Source organism: Shewanella glacialipiscicola (genome assembly GCF_023283485.1).
Classification (GTDB): domain Bacteria; phylum Pseudomonadota; class Gammaproteobacteria; order Enterobacterales; family Shewanellaceae; genus Shewanella; species Shewanella glacialipiscicola.
Genome location: NZ_JAKILU010000011.1, coordinates 49,231 through 66,270 on the forward strand (window position 1 = coordinate 49,231; position 17,040 = coordinate 66,270).

At 42.7% G+C, this 17,040-nt stretch carries 18 protein-coding genes and 4 tRNA genes; 13 read left to right on the forward strand and 9 right to left on the reverse strand.

Annotated elements, in window-relative coordinates; genetic code table 11:
* Positions 1–6 precede the first annotated feature (6 nt).
* From L2717_RS10285 to L2717_RS10310, 6 genes are all read left to right on the forward strand, one after another.
* Positions 7–555, forward strand: a complete 549-nt coding sequence (locus tag L2717_RS10285; RefSeq protein ID WP_076496571.1) for a YggT family protein — start codon at positions 7–9, stop codon at positions 553–555.
* Positions 555–854: a DUF167 family protein YggU gene (gene yggU / locus L2717_RS10290; RefSeq protein ID WP_220773734.1), complete on the forward strand. Its 300-nt coding sequence runs from the start codon at positions 555–557 to the stop codon at positions 852–854. Before L2717_RS10285 ends, yggU begins: the two co-directional genes overlap by 1 nt.
* An 88-nt stretch (positions 855–942) precedes the next feature.
* A complete protein-coding gene (locus L2717_RS10295) occupies positions 943–1,377 on the forward strand; it encodes a DUF4426 domain-containing protein (RefSeq protein WP_076496569.1) in 435 nt (144 codons plus the stop codon).
* A gap of 139 nt (positions 1,378–1,516) precedes the next feature.
* Positions 1,517–2,134, forward strand: a complete 618-nt coding sequence (rdgB, locus tag L2717_RS10300) for an RdgB/HAM1 family non-canonical purine NTP pyrophosphatase (protein ID WP_220773735.1) — start codon at positions 1,517–1,519, stop codon at positions 2,132–2,134.
* Positions 2,134–3,300 carry a radical SAM family heme chaperone HemW gene (gene hemW / locus L2717_RS10305; protein WP_220773736.1) on the forward strand — a complete coding sequence of 389 codons (1,167 nt, stop codon included), beginning with the start codon at positions 2,134–2,136 and terminating at the stop codon, positions 3,298–3,300. Before rdgB ends, hemW begins: the two co-directional genes overlap by 1 nt.
* A 152-nt stretch (positions 3,301–3,452) precedes the next feature.
* Positions 3,453–5,318 (forward strand): DUF885 domain-containing protein, encoded by a 1,866-nt coding sequence (locus L2717_RS10310; RefSeq protein WP_220773737.1) that lies wholly within the window; start codon positions 3,453–3,455, stop codon positions 5,316–5,318.
* Between the two features lie 622 nt (positions 5,319–5,940).
* Here L2717_RS10310 and L2717_RS10315 read toward each other — a convergent pair.
* From L2717_RS10315 to trmB, 5 genes are all read right to left on the reverse strand, one after another.
* Positions 5,941–6,882: a LysR family transcriptional regulator gene (locus tag L2717_RS10315; RefSeq protein ID WP_220773738.1), complete on the reverse strand. Its 942-nt coding sequence runs from the start codon at positions 6,880–6,882 to the stop codon at positions 5,941–5,943.
* Between the two features lie 430 nt (positions 6,883–7,312).
* Entirely contained in the window at positions 7,313–8,128 is an 816-nt protein-coding gene (locus L2717_RS10320; protein ID WP_248938042.1) for a YggN family protein, read from the reverse strand.
* A gap of 277 nt (positions 8,129–8,405) precedes the next feature.
* A complete protein-coding gene (gene glsB, locus L2717_RS10325; protein WP_220772660.1) occupies positions 8,406–9,320 on the reverse strand; it encodes a glutaminase B in 915 nt (304 codons plus the stop codon).
* Positions 9,320–9,646 carry a YggL family protein gene (locus tag L2717_RS10330; RefSeq protein WP_220772659.1) on the reverse strand — a complete coding sequence of 109 codons (327 nt, stop codon included), beginning with the start codon at positions 9,644–9,646 and terminating at the stop codon, positions 9,320–9,322. Before L2717_RS10330 ends, glsB begins: the two co-directional genes overlap by 1 nt.
* Before the next feature lie 57 nt (positions 9,647–9,703).
* Positions 9,704–10,420 carry a tRNA (guanosine(46)-N7)-methyltransferase TrmB gene (trmB, locus tag L2717_RS10335; RefSeq protein ID WP_220772658.1) on the reverse strand — a complete coding sequence of 239 codons (717 nt, stop codon included), beginning with the start codon at positions 10,418–10,420 and terminating at the stop codon, positions 9,704–9,706.
* Between the two features lie 200 nt (positions 10,421–10,620).
* Between trmB and mutY the strand changes: the two genes are divergently transcribed.
* Both mutY and L2717_RS10345 read left to right on the forward strand, forming a co-directional pair.
* On the forward strand, positions 10,621–11,712 hold the full coding sequence (gene mutY / locus L2717_RS10340) for an A/G-specific adenine glycosylase (protein ID WP_220772657.1): 1,092 nt from the start codon (positions 10,621–10,623) through the stop codon (positions 11,710–11,712).
* Positions 11,713–11,714: 2 nt separating this feature from the next.
* Positions 11,715–11,993: an oxidative damage protection protein gene (locus L2717_RS10345; protein WP_220772656.1), complete on the forward strand. Its 279-nt coding sequence runs from the start codon at positions 11,715–11,717 to the stop codon at positions 11,991–11,993.
* A gap of 88 nt (positions 11,994–12,081) precedes the next feature.
* Here L2717_RS10345 and L2717_RS10350 read toward each other — a convergent pair whose 3' ends face one another.
* Positions 12,082–12,657, reverse strand: coding sequence for a YceI family protein (locus L2717_RS10350; RefSeq protein WP_220772655.1), 576 nt, complete (start codon positions 12,655–12,657; stop codon positions 12,082–12,084).
* A 4-nt stretch (positions 12,658–12,661) separates the two neighbouring features.
* Positions 12,662–13,213 (reverse strand): cytochrome b, encoded by a 552-nt coding sequence (locus L2717_RS10355; RefSeq protein ID WP_220772654.1) that lies wholly within the window; start codon positions 13,211–13,213, stop codon positions 12,662–12,664.
* Between the two features lie 388 nt (positions 13,214–13,601).
* Between L2717_RS10355 and L2717_RS10360 the strand changes: the two genes are divergently transcribed.
* The 5 genes from L2717_RS10360 to L2717_RS10380 all read left to right on the forward strand — a co-directional run bounded on the left by L2717_RS10360 (position 13,602) and on the right by L2717_RS10380 (position 15,594).
* Positions 13,602–13,677 (forward strand) — tRNA-Phe (locus L2717_RS10360).
* 58 nt (positions 13,678–13,735) lie between these two features.
* Positions 13,736–13,811, forward strand: a tRNA-Thr gene (locus L2717_RS10365).
* A 650-nt stretch (positions 13,812–14,461) separates the two neighbouring features.
* Positions 14,462–14,537 (forward strand) — tRNA-Phe (locus tag L2717_RS10370).
* Positions 14,538–14,596: 59 nt separating this feature from the next.
* Positions 14,597–14,672, forward strand: a tRNA-Thr gene (locus L2717_RS10375).
* A 577-nt stretch (positions 14,673–15,249) separates the two neighbouring features.
* The gene (locus tag L2717_RS10380; RefSeq protein ID WP_220772653.1) at positions 15,250–15,594 is read left to right on the forward strand and encodes a DUF3634 family protein; all 345 of its coding nucleotides are present in this window, start codon (positions 15,250–15,252) and stop codon (positions 15,592–15,594) included.
* 234 nt (positions 15,595–15,828) lie between these two features.
* Here L2717_RS10380 and L2717_RS10385 read toward each other — a convergent pair whose 3' ends face one another.
* Both L2717_RS10385 and L2717_RS10390 read right to left on the reverse strand, forming a co-directional pair.
* The gene (locus L2717_RS10385; RefSeq protein WP_220772652.1) at positions 15,829–16,389 is read right to left on the reverse strand and encodes a DUF3833 domain-containing protein; all 561 of its coding nucleotides are present in this window, start codon (positions 16,387–16,389) and stop codon (positions 15,829–15,831) included.
* Positions 16,377–16,997 (reverse strand): chalcone isomerase family protein, encoded by a 621-nt coding sequence (locus tag L2717_RS10390; protein ID WP_220772651.1) that lies wholly within the window; start codon positions 16,995–16,997, stop codon positions 16,377–16,379. Before L2717_RS10390 ends, L2717_RS10385 begins: the two co-directional genes overlap by 13 nt.
* Positions 16,998–17,040 lie beyond the last annotated feature (43 nt).

Genomic DNA, 17,040 nt, shown 5'->3' on the forward strand with positions numbered 1-17,040 from the left:
ATATCGATGAATGCATTGACCTTTTTAATCACCACTCTATTCGATCTCTACTTGATGGTAGTGATTTTGCGGATCTGGCTCCAAATGGCAAGAGCGGACTTTTATAATCCGTTTAGCCAGTTTATTGTTAAAGCGACTCAGCCCATTATTGCGCCAATGCGCCGTATTCTGCCTTCACTAGGACGATTTGATACCGCATCTTTCGTGCTGGCATTACTGGTTGTTATTGTAAAAGTATTGCTGATCAGTCTTATCGCTGGCGGTGGTATAGATATACTGTTGTTCTTGATGTTTGCTGTCGTATCTGTGATCAAAAAAGCCGGTGTTTTATTATTCTGGATGCTCATCATACGTGCGATTTTAAGTTGGTTTAACCAAGGCTATAATCCGATTGTGATGGTCATGGGTCAACTCACTGAACCTGTACTTGCACCAATCCGCCGTATAATACCGCCTATAGGTGGCTTAGATTTATCGGTAATGCTGGTTATCATTGGAATGAACTTCCTCAATATGCTACTCGCTCAATATATTCCATATTGGGCTGTGATCTAATGTGTGCAGTGACTTTGCAGCAAGGTGACTTGCTGCTTAATCTGTATATTCAGCCGAAAGCTAGTCGTGATCAAATTGTAGGATTACACGGTAATGAGCTAAAAGTGGCCATCACCGCGCCGCCCATAGATGGCAAAGCCAATGCCCATTTAAGCAAATACTTAGCCAAAGCCTTTAAAGTGCCAAAGAGTAATATTCATATAGTAAAAGGTGAACTTGGCAGGCATAAGCAAATTCGAGTTATCGACCCCAAGCTCATCCCAAGTGTCATTACTGAACTGATGAGTAACAGTAACTAAGGTTGATACTGTTGAAAAAAACAGCCACATTAAATACCAATAACTTATTGAAAAATGTACTCACCCCCTAACAGAAAGGTACCCCATTATGCTGCGTCATCTTCTCGCTATATTCGCTCTCACTGCGAGCCTTTGCGGCGTTGCAAATGCTGAACAAAAAGAAACTATTGGTAATTTCGATATTCACTATATGGCTCTTGGTAGTACATTCCTAACACCTAGCATAGCTAAATCCTATGGTATTCAGCGCAGTAGCTATAGAGGTATTATTAATATTGCCGTACTAGATAATAGCGAAACCAATAAACCCGCGGTGCCTGTTGAAATCACCGGTGTCGCTAATAATTTATTAGATGCACGAATCAACTTAACTTTCAAAGAGATCCGCGAAGGTGATGCGATTTACTATATTGCAGAAATCCCTTACCGCGATGATCAGGAGATCAATTTCAATATCGCAATAAAGCACGGTAACCAGTTAAATACCAATTTGCAGTTTAAGCAAAAATTCTACGTCGAATAAGCTAGGTTGCGGTTATCGCAAATAATAAGTCACTTTTGGACGGCACAAACCAGTACTGTCCCGCCCTTTTTCTGTCCTTTAGCCCTCAGCTTGGGTATCATTGCCGCAGTATAAATCGCCCCAATGATATAGGTGTTACATGCAACAAATCGTCCTCGCCAGTGGTAATAAAGGCAAACTCGCTGAATTCGATCAAATGCTCGCAAGCTACGGTGTTACAGTGCTGCCACAGAGCAAATTTAATGTCAGTGAAGTGGCCGAAACCGGCACTACCTTTGTCGAAAACGCCATTATCAAAGCCAGGCATGCCGCCGAAATCACCGGACTTGCAGCCATTGCCGATGATTCAGGTTTAGAAGTCGATTTACTCCAAGGCGCTCCCGGCATTTATTCAGCGCGTTACGCGGGCGAAAATGCGAAAGATCAAGATAACGTCTTAAAACTACTTGAGACATTAAAAGATAAGCCTGCACCTCGCAGTGCGAGATTTCAATGCGTGCTGGTGTATATGCGCCACGCGAAAGACCCAACCCCAATTATTTGCCAAGCGTCATGGGAAGGCCACATTGACGTTAGTCAGCGTGGCGAAAATGGCCACGGCTACGATCCGATTTTTATCCCTGAAAACTTCCAATGTAGCGCAGCTGAGCTGAGCAGCAACGAGAAAAATACCTTAAGCCATCGCGGTAAAGCCCTAGTGCAACTCATTGCGGCCATGCAAGCCCAAGGCGTGTTAACTGGCGGGAATGCACAATAATGTCATCAACTGCAGTGACTACTGCGATAAAGCTTGAACTGCCACCACTGAGTCTGTACATCCATATTCCTTGGTGCGTACAAAAGTGTCCTTATTGTGACTTTAATTCCCATGGCCAAAATGGTGAGCTGCCGCAAGAAGCTTATGTTGATGCACTACTAGAAGACTTACGCCAAGATTTACATCTCGTCCAAGGGCGGCAAGTTCATACCATCTTTATCGGTGGCGGCACACCATCCCTCTTCGATGCTCTGCAAATCAAACGCATACTCGATGGTGCCAATGCGCTAATTCCCTTTAGTGATAATATTGAAATCACTATGGAAGCCAACCCAGGCACCTTAGAGCACGATGACTTTAGTGCCTATCGTGCAGCGGGCGTGACTCGTTTATCTATCGGTGTACAGAGTTTTTCTAAGGATAAGCTCAACTTACTTGGACGTATTCACGATCAAAACGAGGCACAAGTCGCCGCTCAAAAAGCCAGCCAAGCGGCATACTTGAGTTTTAACCTCGATTTAATGCATGGATTACCCAACCAAAGTTTTTCTGAGGCCATGGCAGATATCGACACGGCAGCAGCGCTGAACCCGCCGCACCTATCTTGGTATCAGTTAACGATTGAGCCCAACACCCTATTCCACTCAAAACCGCCGCAGCTGCCCGATGACGAAGCGCTCTGGCATATCTATGAGCAAGGTCAGCAAAAGCTGGCGGCATTAGGGTATGAGCAATACGAAATATCCGCCTATGCAAAACCCGGTTACCAATGTAGACATAACCTTAATTACTGGCAGTTTGGTGATTATCTAGGCATAGGCTGTGGCGCCCACGGCAAAGTGACGCTGCCAGAAGAAAACCGCATCATACGCACGGTAAAAATTAAACATCCTAAGGGGTACCTCAGTGCCAGCAACTACACCTTCGAATCAATTGAAGTTGCAGAGGAAGATCGTGCGCTCGAATATTTAATGAATCGCCTGCGCCTAATGACGCCTATCCCTAAGCAAGAATTTGAACTGCGCACCGGACAGCACAGAGAGACATTGATCGCCGGCATGGAAAAAGCCAAACAGCGCGGTTTACTCACAGAATCAGCAGAACATTGGCAATTAACCAGTAAAGGTCATATGTTTGTTAATGATTTACTGACACAATTCTGCTGAGTTAATCTTTAAAATACCTTCACAAACAATGCATTACTGGCTAATTGTGCAATTTAACTGTATTGCTACTAACACATTTTCTAACACTAATATCCATACATTCTTGCCAAGCTTCTTTAGAATTGATGCACATCAATCTAGGAAGCTCGATCATGCCAATAAAAACTAAAATCAGCTTAGTCGCACTGACCCTTTCAGCTCTGCTGACCCTCCCCGCCTATGCAGGCTCAACTTCTCCCACTTTGCACAATGCAAGTGAACCTGTGAATGTGGTAGTACAAACCGAATCAGACAAAGCCAATGCTCTGTTCGAAACCATCTTCATGGAAAACATCATGGCGAGCCCCATTTCGCAAACTTATATGGGGATCAAGCAAGACTATGATAAATGGGATGAACTGGGTGATGCCGCCGATGATGAAACCCTAGAGCGCACCAAAAAACAACTGGTGCAAATCAATCAGATTGATGCAGCCAAACTCGATCCACAAACGCATCTTAGCCTCAGCTTACTGAAACAAAATCTGCAAAATGACATCGAAGATGACCAATGGCGCTATCATAATTACCCTGTAAATCAGATGTATGGCGGCCACTCTATGATCGCCTCCTTCTTGATTAACCAACATCAAATCACTGATATCAACGATGCCAAGGCCTATATCAGCCGCTTAAATGGCGTTCCAAAACGCTTAAGTCAATTACAGACAGTATTAACCGTTCGCGCAGATAAAGGCATTATTGCGCCTAAATTTGTGTTCGCTTATGTGATTTCAGACAGCCAAAACATCATCAAAGGTGCGCCTTTTGATAAGGGCGACGACAGCGCGCTACTCGCAGATTTCCGCCGTAAAGTGAACGCATTAGCGATTCAAGAAACGCAGAAGCAAGCACTACTTCAACAAGCTGAGCAAGCATTACTGACCCAAGTCGAGCCCGCCTATAACAAGCTCATCACTTACGTCAAAACTTTAGCGACCAAAGCTGATGACCGTGATGGTGTCTGGAAGCTCCCTAATGGCGCCGCCTTTTATAATAATGCTTTGGCTCGTACTACAACGACAAATATGACCGCCGATCAAATCCATGACTTAGGTCTTTCGGAAGTGGAACGTATCCACAATGAAATGCGCGCCATTATGAAGAAGGTCAACTTTAAAGGCGATTTACAGCAATTTTTTAGCTTCATGCGTGATGATCCCCAGTTCTACTACCCCAATACCACCGAAGGCAAAGCCGCCTATTTAGCACAGGCGACTAAGCTCATCGACAATATGAAATCACGCTTGGATGAAGTGTTCAAAGTAAAACCTAAGGCTGCCATGATAGTGAAACAGGTTGAAGCCTTTAGAGAAAAATCGGCAGGTAAAGCCTTCTATGAACAACCGGCACCGGATGGTTCGCGCCCTGGCAGCTATTACGCAAACCTATACGACATGAAAGCCATGCCAAAATATCAGCTGGAAGCGCTGGCTTACCACGAGGGTATTCCGGGGCATCATATGCAAATCGCGATTTCTCAAGAACTACAAAACATTCCTAAGTTCCGTAAGTTTGGCGGTTATACCGCATATATCGAAGGCTGGGGTTTGTACAGCGAATCCTTTCCGAAAGAAATGGGACTCTATGCCGATCCATACTCTGACTTTGGCCGTCTAGCAATGGAGCTGTGGCGTGCATGTCGCTTAGTCGTTGATACGGGTATCCATGCTCAAAAGTGGACCCGCGAGCAAGGCATTGCCTATTACGTGGATAATACGCCAAATGCTAAATCAGATGCGGTGAAAATGGTTGAACGCCATATCGTTATGCCATCGCAAGCGACAGCCTATAAGGTGGGTATGATTAAACTACTGCAACTCAGACATAAAGCAGAGCAACAGCTTGGCAGTCAATTTGATATCCGTGACTTCCATACGTTAGTGCTTGCTAATGGCGCATTACCACTGGATGTATTAGAGCAACAAGTCGATATTTGGATAGCCAACCAAAAAAAACTTAATAAGCTTGAGCTATAAAGCGCTTTATCAGTGCTTTATAGCTAGAAATACCAGTGAAAGCGTTAAACAGCGCCCAATAAAAAAGCCACTTCGAGTGGCTTTTTTATTGGGTTTATTATCAAGCTAGATAACACAACTCACCTCACTGTATGTTACTTATTTAGAGTGTTGGTTTATGTGTCGTCTTCACATCACTTAACACACAGTTACGGCTTTAGGTTACAAGGAAACAAAATGCTTACCCGAGTTTATAAACCATCCATAAAAAATTACCTCAGCAATAAAGCTGAGGTAAACCAAAAAACTAGGATGATGGTTTAAAGCCAACATGGTTTTAGTTCTCAAACTTCTGTTGGCGGTGCTCCAGAATTGCATTAATGCCAACCTGTACACAAAAATTGAAAGGGGTCATTTCCAATAAATGTATAGGACTCAGGTCACTCTGAATCAACCGCTATCATTGTACTTAAATAAAAACAGACTTCAATAATGTTAGCACTTTAAGCTTTAGAACCCACTAAAAAACCATTAATAAATACACGTAAAAGCAATGCGCAACCTACTGATTACAAATAAAAACTAAATAAAGAAACTGACCAAGGATTCAATAGAATTGATTTTGTGAACAATGTTTTCTATTTTACTGACGTTCACTGAATAACTCGACATAGGGCGCATCCCAATAAGGCGGTGTACCTATGTGTTCTTTAATAAACTCGATAAAGGAACTGACCTTAGGCGCTAAGTGTTTACGACGGGGATAAACCGCCTGTAAGGGTAAATGATGGGTCAATTGCCAATCTTTGAGTAAGGGGACTAATGTCCCTTTAGTAATTTCATCTTCCATCAGATAACTCGCCAGATACACGACTCCAAGGCCACTGATTGCAGCAGACTTTAATGCGGGCGCATTATCCACTCTGAAATTGCCTGATACGCCAATTTCACAATAATCATCGCCCTTTTTAAATTGCCACATACTGTGCTCATGCCATTCACCTTGATAGACCAAACAATTATGGTCAACCAATTGTTCAGGTCGAGAAGGTTCGCCATGTTGCGCAATATAACCAGGAGAGGCGACTAACAAAAACTGACACTTCATCAGCGGCCTTGCGACCATGCCTAATGGTAATTGCTCCGACATGGTTAACAGTAAATCTAAACCTTCACTCACTACATCGACTTTATGGTCAAGTAAGCTCACCTGTAGCTCTAACTCGGGGTGTTTTGCCATAAAGGATGGCAAAGCGGGAATGATATGCATCACCCCAAACGATTGGGATATGCCCACTTTAAGCACGCCGCGAGTCGCATCATTTAAGTTATGTACGCTAGCAATCGCTTGCTCTGCATCACGCAGAAGCTCTTCACCCTGTAGATACAATAAATGCCCTGCTTCAGTCAGACTTAAGCTGCGCGTTGTACGTTGGATTAATTGAACACCAAGTTTATGCTCAAGATCGGCGACTTGTGTACTAACCTTCGACTTAGAAATTCCAAGTCTTCTTGCGGCTGCACTAAAACTACCTGCTCTGGCTACATGAGTAAAAATCGCAATAGGTTCTAACAGTTCTAACATGGAAGTCGCCTTAAGCTGTTTACGACAATAATATTAATTTTCGGTGGAGCGGCAATGGCTTAGCGTAAGCTTCGCTTAAAAATAATCAGAGTATTAAAATCTCGCATTTAACGAACAAAACACTGAGATTTAGACCGAAAACATCCACTAAAGTAGGAGTTATATCTGACTGATATGCCAGCTTTTAATTATATTTTAAGAGTATACCAAATATTACTCTGCAAAATGTAACATTCAACGCCAAATTAACGTAAGTGATACCATGTTAAACGCTTTATACCTTCAGTCATTAGTATTACAGGCAATTAACAGCCATATTCAACATTGTAAAAAATAAAGCCCCTCGCACGGTTAAGTGTAGGGGCTCATATAATAAGGCATGGTTACTGCTTCTTAACTTAAAATGATACTGTTAATCACGCAAAATATTTTATTTTAATACCGTTGGCGAAGTCTCTTTAGTTAACGGAAAAGGCGCAAGTTCTGGCACTTCTTGGCGCACTTGTTTTTCTAGTACCAATAGCGATTCCATATTACCGCACACTTTATCTGCGCGTAATTTTAAAGCGTCAGATTGTGATTCAATTTGCTTTTCAATGCCTTTACCTAAACCATCCATTTTTTTAGAAAATGCATTCATTTTTGCTTCAAAAGAACCCCCATCAGCAGACATTAACTGCCCACCCATAGTCATCATAATCGTGCCTAATGAGCTTTGTACTATCTGACCCATTTCAGCCTCAAATTCATTGTTAAAGGTATCCTGAATTGAACCTTCAGTTGCACTTAAATAGAAGTTATTGCCATTTTGATGAGCGATCCCATCGACTCTTGTCTGTACGCCGCCCATCATCTTATCAATCTGTACACCTGAGGAATCGCCCAATAACGGGGTAAGAGCCGTATTCACCGCTTGCGTTGCGAGTGTCACGCCATCATTCACTAAGCTCACCACTTCAGGTACTTGTGTTGATACATCTGCGGCATATTGGCTAACTAATTTTTGCTGCTTATCATTTAACTTAACTTGTTTACCTTGCACAAATAATTTATTGCTATCAATACGATATTGCTCGGCCCCCTTATCGCTCACAATGACTCTTTTAGGTTCAATGTTAATATCATAATTAAGCGCCACGTCGCAGCGCTTATCCGCAGTAAACGACATCGCAAAAGTCGATTGCCCACTACCCATGCCAAATAACACCGCTGATAACACCAATCCACTACCTATATTTATGTTCATATTGACGATTCCTGTAAGTGAAGTGGCCTTTGAATTAAATGGCCCAATAAACGAAATGAGTGCCCAACTAACAGCATTGGCTATAACTAAGTAAGCTTTAGCAGAATACATGCCAGAATCGTAACGAATTGATTTAATGAATCTTAAATAATAAGTCGGCTATCAATGCGATATAACGCTTTGTCAAAAGCGCAACTTTTACATTGTTACGCCAAATAGTACCTTATTTTACAACTAGATAAACTAAGGTACTAATATGGTAGCAATGCGGTGATGATTAGAAAATAGATCGGCCAAGACGTTGGCTTAAATGCTCAAGCATGGCCGTACCGGCAAGTGAATTACCATGGTTATCAAGCTCTGGCGACCAAACGCAAATCGAGAGTTCCCCAGGAATAACGGCAATGATGCCGCCACCGACACCACTTTTACCCGGCATACCGACACGATAAGCAAACTCACCCGCACCGTCATATAGGCCAGAGGTCGCCAATAAGGCATTAAGCTGCCGAGTTTGTACCGGTGAAATAAGTTCAGTCCCTGTAATGCTTTTGCCGCGATTTGCCAAATACAACATGGCTTTGGACAAGTCTGCACAATTCATTTTTAAGGCACAATAATGAAAATAGGTGCGCAGCACAGTATCGACATCGCCTTGAAAATTCCCAAACGACTTCATTAAATAAGCAATCGCCGCATTGCGCGCACTATGCTGATATTCTGAATCGGCCACTTGTTTGTCGAAACTCACTTTATCGTTTTGGCTAAGTTGCCTAACTAACTCGAGCATTCTATGTTTAGGCGCACCTAAACGGCTCTGCAATAAGTCAGCAATCACTAACGCGCCCGCATTGATAAATGGATTACGCGGCTTGCCACGCTCTAACTCAACTTGCACTAAAGAGTTAAATGAATGGCCCGACGGTTCTTTGCCAACACGGCTCCAAATTTCGGCTTCGTCATATAAAGTTAACGCTAAGGTTAAGCTGAACACTTTGGAGATACTTTGAACCGAGAATGGTTCAAGGTAATCACCCGCACCTAAGGTTTTACCATCAACGGTTGTGACAGCAATACCTAATTTGCCAGCATCAACACTGGCGAGTGCGGGGATATAATTTGCAACCTTTCCTTGGCCGAGCAAGGGTCGAACTTTCTCGACCACTTCCTCAAGTAATGCCAACTCGGGCATTAACCCCACCAAATGTCGTACAGTTCACTAACTTCAAGCTGAGACACGTTTTGCTTTGCCCAGAATGCTTTAACAGCTGCAATATCTTCTTCAGTACATTTGCCGATGGTTTGGGTTGCGATAATGCCTTCCCATTCGATATGACCGCCGCCATGGAAACCTAATTTACGAGTCTCAATCACTTCTTCGATAAATTTATCTACCGTTGCATCGATATCAGCTTCTGACACTGATGCATCAAAAGACCAAGTCATATCAAAACCTAACTCTTGGAATTCATCAACGCGCATTTTCTTACGTAAACGACGGCTACGATTAGTTGCCATATAGATTTTCCCCGTTGTGTTAAAAAACTAATTAATCATTCAATTGAAATATCTAAATTAAGCAATACGCTCAAACATTAGATCCCATACACCGTGACCCAATCTATGGCCTCGGGCTTCAAACTTGGTTAATGGACGATGATCGGGGCGTGGCACCACAGTGCCATCACTTGACTGGTTTTTATAACCAGGAGCCGCTTGCATCACTTCCAACATATGTTCGCTGTATTCTTCCCAGTCGGTTGCCATATGGAACACGCCACCAATTTTTAGCTTGCGGCGGATAAGCTCAGCAAATTCAGCTTGCACGATACGGCGCTTATGGTGACGTTTTTTATGCCAAGGATCGGGGAAAAACAATTGTACTCGAGCTAAAGAACCGTCAGCAATTGCATGCTCTAATACTTCCATGGCATCGTGATGATACACACGTAAATTAGTCACCTCTGCAATAGCGGCATCGCTTAAGCAAGAACCGACACCCGGTTTATGCACTTCAATACCTATGAAATTTTGCTCTGGTGAGTCTTTAGCCATTTGCACTAAAGAGGCGCCCATGCCAAAACCAATTTCTAGCACGGTATCAGCTTCACGGCCAAAAACGTCACTCAGTACCAATGGCGTTGGGCTGTAATCTAAACCCATTGTTGGCCACTGACTGTCAATAGCGTGTGCTTGGCCTTTGGTTAAGCGACCTTCTCTTAGGACAAAGCTTCTGATCTTACGCAGATACTTGCCTTCTTCATTAAATTCAGCGGTAGTAACTTCGCTCATTTTTGCCTCGTCTAGTGGACAACACCATCATAAAAGAAGGGCATTATCCAAAGTTCAACATACAGTGCAAGCACTAATGGGGCGAAAGTATACCAAGATTATTTAAGAGTGCGAATTTAGTATGACTTTCGGCTTATTAACCTCTATATAGCATGTCTTTGGCGCTTGTCTAAGAAGGGAACTGCCGCTACACTGCGCCGATGAAATCTACAGCCTGCTTTGCTACACGTATCGTCTCTTGGTACGACAATCACGGTCGTAAAACCCTCCCTTGGCAGCAAGATAAAACCCCATATAGCGTATGGGTTTCTGAGATCATGCTGCAACAAACTCAGGTTGCGACGGTTATTCCCTATTACCTTAAATTTATGGCGCGTTTCCCCGATGTGTTAGTACTCGCTAACGCGCCAGATGATGAGGTGCTGCATCATTGGACAGGCCTTGGTTATTACGCCAGAGCGCGTAATTTACATAAAGCAGCTAAGATAATCCGCGATGATTATCAAGGACTATTTCCAACAAATTTTGAGCAAGTACTTGCGCTGCCTGGCATAGGTCGCTCGACCGCAGGTGCGGTATTGTCATTATCACTTGGACAACATCACCCTATTCTCGACGGCAACGTAAAGCGCGTGCTGGCAAGACACGGCGCCATTGCTGGCTGGCCAGGGCAAAAAACGGTTGAAGCGCAACTGTGGCAACTGACCGGTACCTATACACCAAAGCGAGATATTCAGAAATATAATCAAGCTATGATGGATATCGGTGCCAGTATTTGCACCCGTAGCAAACCTAGCTGCGCCGCTTGCCCTGTGGCAATTGATTGCAAAGCACAGCTTATTGGCAGACAAACTGATTTCCCTGGCAAAAAGCCTAAAAAAACCATACCAACTAAAGCGGCGTGGATGTTAGTGCTGGTCAAAAACAATGAAGTCTTTTTAACAAAACGTCCGCCCGCGGGAATTTGGGGAGGACTTTGGTGTTTCCCTGAGTTTGCCACCCAAGCCACCCTAGAAACTCACCTCGAAGAGCAAGGGTTTGCTACGCAGCAGCTTGAATGGTTAATCGGCTTTAGGCACACATTTAGCCACTTTCATTTAGATATTCAGCCCATGATGCTTAATTTAGATAAAATCCACGGCAATAAAGAGAGCGTGGGCGTTGTCATGGAACAAAACCAGTCACTCTGGTATAACATAAGTCATCCTTCCAAAGTGGGACTCGCCGCTGCCACCGAGCGCGTGCTAGCCAATTTGGGATCACTCGTTCAATCCGCAGTCAGTAAGGAATAATCATGGCGCGTACAGTCAATTGCGTATATTTAAATAAAGAAGCCGACGGCCTAGACTTTCAACTGTATCCAGGTGAATTAGGTAAACGCATTTTTGATAACATCAGCAAAGAAGCTTGGGGCCTATGGCAAAAAAAGCAAACCATGCTGATCAACGAGAAAAAACTCAACATGATGAATGTTGAGGATCGCAAGTTTCTTGAAGAACAAATGATCGCTTTCCTATTTGAAGGTAAAGAAGTAGAAATTGAAGGTTTTGTACCTGAAAAAGACCAAGATTAATTACTGTCATTAACTTAATAATAAAACTTACAAAAAAAGCGCCTTTCGGCGCTTTTTGTTTATGTATCTCGTAAAGCATAACTGAACGTTACTTACGCACGCCTTCAACGACCAGATCTAACTCAACATGGCTAGAAGCTGGGCCTAAATCCATTTTGATGCCAAAATCTTTCATCGCAAAAGTGGTTGTGCCGGTAAAACCAGCACGGTAGCCGCCCCAAGGATCTTGACCTTCGCCCACTTCATGGGCATTGATCGCTAATGGTTTAGTGACACCGTTTAAGGTTAAGTTACCGTTAATCACTAAATCGCCATTACCTTTATCTTCAACTGTGGTTGAGGTAAACGTCGCTTGCGCAAATTGACTCGTGTTAAGGAAATCAGCGCTACGAATATGCTTGTCACGCTCGGCGTGGTTTGAATCCACACTGAGCGTATTGACTGTCACATTCACTTTAGCCGCAGTGGGTTTAGCCGCGTCATAGCTAAAGTCACCGCTAAAATCATTAAAGCGACCAACGACATAGCTATAACCTAAATGGCTCACTTTGAAGGTAATAGAGGCATGTGCTCCTTCACGGTCAATGACATAGTCTGCCGCAAAAGCCGCCATCGGAGCCAATAGAGATGCACCAATCAGTGCGCTTAACAGTTGCTTTTTCATTGTATTATCCTCGATTAAATTTAATCATTTTGAGTAAAGTTGCGTCTTTATCGATAAAGTGATGCTTTAACGCACCAGCTGCGTGGATCACGATTAGTGCGATTAAGCTATAAGCTGCGTATTGATGGATATCGCCTGCTATATCAGCTTGGTTTTCAAAAAAAGGGCCAAATCCTGGTAGTTCAAACCAGTCAAACAACATAATTCCACGCCCTTCTGCCGTTGAAATAAGAATCCCAGCAAACATAATCACCAGCAGCAATACATAAATAGCTAAATGCGCAATGTGAGCCGCCTTTTTCTCCCAAAGCTGATGATTCGCCTCTGGTACGGGCTTAGGATTCACTAAGCGCCACAACAAGCGGAATAAGGTCACCAACAAAAGTAAAATACCAATACTCTTATGTAGATGTGGCGCTGCCTTGTACCACGCGCTGTAGTAGGTTAACTCCACCATCCACACACCGACCGCAAACAACCCAATCACGACGATCGCACTCAGCCAGTGAGTCACAATTGCGGTTATCCCATAAGTAAACTGATTATTTCGAAACATACTGCGACTCCGTACTCGCGTTTTCTTCATACTATCCATGAAATAATATTCATTATCATAAGTCTAATTTTAAAAACTAAAATCAGTAAAAATCGCTCATATCTTTCTAAATTTTAGAAAGTAAGCCGAAAACTGAGATTTATGAGTACAACTCTATAGTAAACATCAGTATCTCTTGGCCTTGAAAAGTATAGTCAACGAATGATATTGACCTAAACTCGCAGAATAAAAGATAAAAAACAGCCAAGATGCACATTAAACCGCCGAACGAGTTATTAATTGGGAAAAAGCACTTGCAGAGGTGAAACTCACTAGCTAATATAGCCGCACTTCGAACGAGACGGCTCAGCCAACGAGATCAAAGTAGTTAACTAACGCTTAGTTAGTTGCCCGAATAGCTCAGTCGGTAGAGCAGAGGATTGAAAATCCTCGTGTCCCTGGTTCGATTCCGGGTTCGGGCACCACTTTTAAAGTAATAAATTCTAAAGTGATTGTTTAAGTAGAGTTTTTTACGATGCTTTAGCCGGCATAGCTCAGTTGGTAGAGCAACTGACTTGTAATCAGTAGGTCCCGAGTTCGACTCTTGGTGCCGGCACCATATAAACAACCAAGCCACTCAATGAGTGGCTTTTTTGTATCTGTATTTTGACTAACAACTCATCAAGAATCGCAACTGACTGACTCCCGATAATCCAGCAGCTCTCGAGTTCGACTCTTGAACAACGAAGCCACTCAATGAGTGGCTTTTTTGTGTCTGAATTTTGACTAACAACTCATCAGGAATCGCAACTGACTGTCTCCCAATAATCCAGCAGGTCCCGAGCTCGACTCTTGATTGTTCGAACAGCCGATGCCAGTCTCGGCTTAGTTACTGACAAACATAATTACAATCTGCCTGTCGATAAAAACGCTATAACGCTAATTAATCTTCGTGGTCAGTATCACCTCTTCGCATAAGCTAAATGACTTAGCGTTAATTTCCCTTCTTGAAACACAACATAAACGGGGGCTGAGGTTAATCTAATCAATCCAAAGGAAGCACCATAACGATTAAAATGCTGAAAATTTCGACGACTTAATACCAGTAAAGCGGAAGTCTCACATAAATATTCAAATTCTGTTTAATAGTTAATCAGTCATTTAAAAAGGGCTTGCACAGCTAAAGCGAGCACTATATTATACGCGCACTTCGAACAAAGAAGGTCCTTACGACTTAGTTTGTAGTAGTTAACTAACGCTTAGTTAGTTGCCCGAATAGCTCAGTCGGTAGAGCAGAGGATTGAAAATCCTCGTGTCCCTGGTTCGATTCCGGGTTCGGGCACCACTATTTAAAGTAATAGATTCTAAAGTGATTGTTTAAGTAGAGTTTTTTACGACGTTTTAGCCGGCATAGCTCAGTTGGTAGAGCAACTGACTTGTAATCAGTAGGTCCCGAGTTCGACTCTTGGTGCCGGCACCATATAAACAACGAAGCCACTCAATGAGTGGTTTTTTTGTATCTTTAATTTGACTAGCAACTCATCAAGAATCGCAACTGACTGTCTCCCGATAATCCAGCAGCTCCCGAGTTCGACTCTTGGTGCCGGCACCATATAAACAACGAAGCCACTCAATGAGTGGTTTTTTTGTATCTTTAATTTGACTAACAACTCATCAAGAATCGCAACTGACTGACTCCCGATAATCCAGCAGGTCCCGAGTTCGACTCTTAGTGCCAGCACCATATGAACAACCAAGCCACTCAAAGAGTGGCTTTTTTGTATCTGTATTTTGACTAACAACTCATCAAGAATCGCAACTGACTGACTCCCGATAATCCAGCAATCCCGAGTTCAGCTGTTGGCGCAAACTGTTCAGACTCAAATGTTACATTCTATCTATTATCTAAATTCTAAATTCGCCCAAGCAGTTTATCTCTCTTATACCCTTAAGTTTAATTGTGTATTTGATTACCTAATCAAAATTGCGTGTTAGCGCACTGTTAAAACAAGCCACTACAAGGTATCTTGGCTTAATAAACATGACTAGGAGGCGTTATGACAGCCAATATTTTAAAACTCATTTTTGTCGCAATTGGAATATTTCTGGTCTACAAATTGATATTTGGTGGTAAAAAAGGGCTAAGTCTTTTTGAAATATATTTTAAAGATGGCCGTATGACTCAACATAAAGGCAAGATCCCCGAACGGTTCGAGCGAGAGTGTCGCCAAATTGCTAAAGTAGAAAAACTGACATGCACTATTAGAGCTGAAAAATCTGGCGATGTACGCTTACACATTTCAGCTAATGTGAGTGACAATGTGAAGCAAAGGATTCGCAATCTATTTCCGTTTGAATATTATGATAAAAAAACGATAGATAACAATCGTCAAGCGGGTTAATACCCTATATATCACGAGATGCTTAGTGGGATAAAACTTAAGTGATTACGACTCGGTATCACTCTGAAATTTAAACGTGCTAGGGCTAAACGAAGTTACGGCACAGTAAGATAGCTCAGCGGATGCTCAAACGACGTAGATTGAAATACCTAACTGTAATTTCAGTTAGGTATTTCAAAATGATGGTGGAATTGATGAGTCGACGATCAACTTAACGCCATAAATCAATTAATATTATTTTTGAATAACTAAAGTAACCTGAGCGACCGTGACACCAAACTTAATAATATCACTCTGATTTATAATGGTATTATCATTCACTAAGAACATCCAATCATCGAAATGCACTTGATATTCATCGCCATCTACAGGCAACAACATATCGTATTTCCAACGTAATGCACTCCCACTCGATTGCCCCAATGCCGTGCCTAAGATATCGCCAGCGGTTCCTGTGTATTGTCCATTACCTAAGGCTTTAATCTTCCATACTCGAGTTTGAGTTTCGCCATCATCGTAGACAAACCACTCATTAATAACGCCTTCACTCCCCTGCCAGTTGGCTTCGATTGTGACATTAAATTTTCGGATCACTTTGCCACTAAAATCATGCACGACTCCAGAAGCTTTTAAAGGACCGTTAAAAAATGATTCCAACACCAATGTCGGGGTAGTATCTTTATAATCAGTGACTTCCACTGAGGAGCAACTCGATAGCCAACTTATCATTAAGCAACCTAAAAACAACTTTCTACCCATCAAATTTTTGCCTATCAAGATGTTTAACAGTCGCATGATTTTTCTCCGAGTAATTGCGCCCGCAAACTCGGACGGCTGGTGTCTTTAGATAACCAGATGGCTAAAAACGCTGCAGCGAAATTAGCATCGTGCATAACCCCTAATGGTTGTTGATTAAAGAAAAACTGACTGGTTTGCTCATCAATAACCTTAAAGCTTAAATGATCGCCCGGCTTCACATCGGGCCAAGTCGCAGCTAATAAACCTTGCCAACGCGCAATGTCATCGGCAGAAAACTGTAAATGTTGCCATTGATCCCGCGTTGCTTCTAACAGATCTTCAGCTGCAATATCTCGGTAATATTCAATGTCCAGTAGTAGAGGATATTGTCCCTGTTGATAACGACCCGTTAGCGTCATCAGTTTGGCTTTATATAAACTAAACCACAGCCAATCCATTTCTCCACGGCCCACTTCTAGGAACTTCTGCGTAGGCTCGCTAACCTCTGTACTTTCAACAGCGGCAGTCGTTGACACTAAAGTATCCGCCTCTCGTCCAGCTAAAGGCACAGTGAATAGACTAAGCAACAACAAACCTAAGGTGCTTGAATTAAGACACGATAAACTAAGCTTTAAGTTGCAATAACGATTAAAAATAACTGCCATAGAAATTCTCCTTTACTGCCAAGTATTACCCACATTTAGCAGG